A 2,436-nucleotide genomic window follows, 5' to 3' on the forward strand; every position below is an offset into this window, starting at 1 on the left:
TTAAAAAATATTATAAGGTGGTATAGCTCATCTCATCATTTTGTTTGATCTTTAAGTTTATATGAATAATCTTGCTTAGTTATATCCTGCACTTAAAATAAAGTTATAACCTTTTGTGGCGTTCTGGATAAGTTTGGGCTTTCAGTTAGTGTTGTTAGCTATTCACTTTCAACTTCCAGTCGGTCGTTAGGTCTCTCCATTATTATAAGGTAGGAATGGCATTTTTTTTGTGCCATTTTAACTTTCTGTATGCAAATGTAACTCCTTTTGCGCTTACTTGTACTTTTTTTAGAGTTAAAAACAGCATTCTTGTTGTGCAAACGTTTGCATGATATTTGCCTTAGGTACATCTTTAGGTACTTTAGTGGACGGGAAAAAATAACTTGGTACAAATTGGGTGAAAAATGCACCATCTCAATAAGGTCATGGTCTCAAATCATACTAATTTATTTTTTCACCATCACTAAGTAACTCTAATTCCGCAAAGTGGTTCAAATACGCCCTGAAGGAGCTGAAGCCCATATAAGCAGCACGCCCTGAAGGGGCAGAAGCTCTTAGCCCAGGGCAACACCCTGGGTGTAGTCGCAATCAGCAAGGCGCCCTGTAAGGGCAACAGCTTTACAAATTGCCCGGTTCTTTGAAGCTTTTGCCCTTACAGGGCGACAGGTTTGTGTCCGTAATTACCCAGGGCGTTGCCCTGGGCTAAGAGCTTCTGCCCCTTCAGGGCGTGCTGCTTCTATGAGCTTCTGTCCTTTACCTATGCTTTCGGCCGGTGGCCGTTGGCTCAGGGTGTGCTGCTTATATGAGCTTCTATTCTTTACCTTTGCTTTACCCTTCGGCCAGCTATTTTCAATTCCGCTACGCGCAGGTGACCGTTGGCTCAGGGTGTGCTGGGTAATTTCAACCGTATAGGTCATATTATTTTCGGTTAGTTATGAATTTGTTCTGTCTCTTGCGGATAAATCTATATTCCGTGACACGGAACGGCCGTTCCAAATCACGGAATGGCGGTTCCGAACTACGGAATGTACGTTCCGTGTCACGGAACGGAACTTTTTGTAGCTTAAACAAAACATTTATATAGTATAAGAGTAAGCAGAGAGTAGTTACAAATGAAATATTAACAATGAATTAAAGAATTATGGAAAAAGTAAAAGAGCCCATTAAGATATGGGCAAAACCCCTCAGGAATGGCAACAAGTCTCTTTATCTTAGAAGATATATTGCCGGTTCTCACAGCAAAGGGTATGTTTATGAGAAATTGGATGGTTTGTTTCTCATTGATGACAAGAAGGGCAAAGACAAAAATGCAAAAGAGAGAAACAACAATGCCTTGCAAATTGCAGCACTAATCAAGTGCGAGCGAATCAAAGAGTACATGAACGGGATGGTCGGTATCAAAAAGAAAACTCTCAGGGATATGGCTTTGAAAGACTGGATGCAGATGTATGCTGAGAGGAAGAAAGCGCAAGGACAAAGTGGAAGCAATGCTGCCACAATCCGCAACACCATGCTACACCTTATTATATATAAGGGAGAGTCTGTCAGAATGAGTCAATTAGACAAAGCCTACTGTGAAGGTTTTGTGATTTATCTTGCCAACGCTATGACCATCGGCTTCGACAAGCCCAAACGAGGGCAGCATCATCAGAAAAAGCTTGCCCAGGGAACAGCCCGACTTTACTTCAATACGTTCGTCACGGCATTAAATGAAGCAGTGCGTGAGGGAATCATTGCCGAGAACCCCACTCGCCTGTTGAAGAAAGAAGAGAAAAAAATCATCTGTAAGAACAACAGCAGTCGTACACATCTGAGTGTTGAAGAGGTCAAGGCCCTAATAAACACCCCCTGCAAAAACACATCCGTAAAAGAGGCTTTCCTTTTTGCCTGCTTTTGCGGTTTAAGAATCAGTGACATCAAGACGCTCAAATGGTCGGACGTAAAGAAAGAGACGGAATGCATCTGCATCAGTAAGAAAATGATAAAGACTAAACAGGTAGTGACCGTACCTTTGTCGGGAAGTGCTCTGGCATGGATGCCCAGTAAAGGAAATGCAAAACCAGAGGATTTTGTGTTCAAACTGCCTTCTTACATTTCTGTCAACTGCCAGATAAAGCAATGGGCTAAAACCGCAGGGTTAGAGAAGAAAACAACTTTTCACACGGCTCGCCATACATTTGCCACCACATTACTTACCATGGGAGCCGACCTATATACAACAAGCAAGTTGTTGGGACACCAAAACATCAAAACAACACAGGTATATGCCGAAATCGTAAACAAGAAAAAGATAGAAACGATTCATTTGTTAGACAGAATTTAGGTACAGGATTAGGTACGTCATCTTCCGAAAGCCGAAGCAGACAAAGCATTTTACACATTTAAAGATCAAACAAAATGATGAGATGAGCTATACCACCTTATAATATTATTTAA

1 protein-coding gene is annotated in these 2,436 nt (G+C 41.5%); it reads left to right on the forward strand.

The window, feature by feature from the left end:
- Nucleotides 1-1,141: 1,141 nt before the first annotated feature.
- Complete coding sequence (locus tag F7D20_RS12325) at nt 1,142-2,323, forward strand: site-specific integrase (RefSeq protein WP_158464305.1); 1,182 nt, start codon at nt 1,142-1,144, stop codon at nt 2,321-2,323.
- The last annotated feature ends 113 nt before the right edge of the window (nt 2,324-2,436 follow it).

It is taken from the genome of Segatella copri (genome assembly GCF_009495355.1).
In the GTDB taxonomy this organism is placed as follows: domain Bacteria; phylum Bacteroidota; class Bacteroidia; order Bacteroidales; family Bacteroidaceae; genus Prevotella.

Excerpts from the sequence above, each read along its gene's own strand:
- F7D20_RS12325 (WP_158464305.1), top strand. The coding sequence starts at position 1,142 with ATGGAAAAAGTAAAAGAGCCCATTAAGATATGGGCAAAACCCCTCAGG.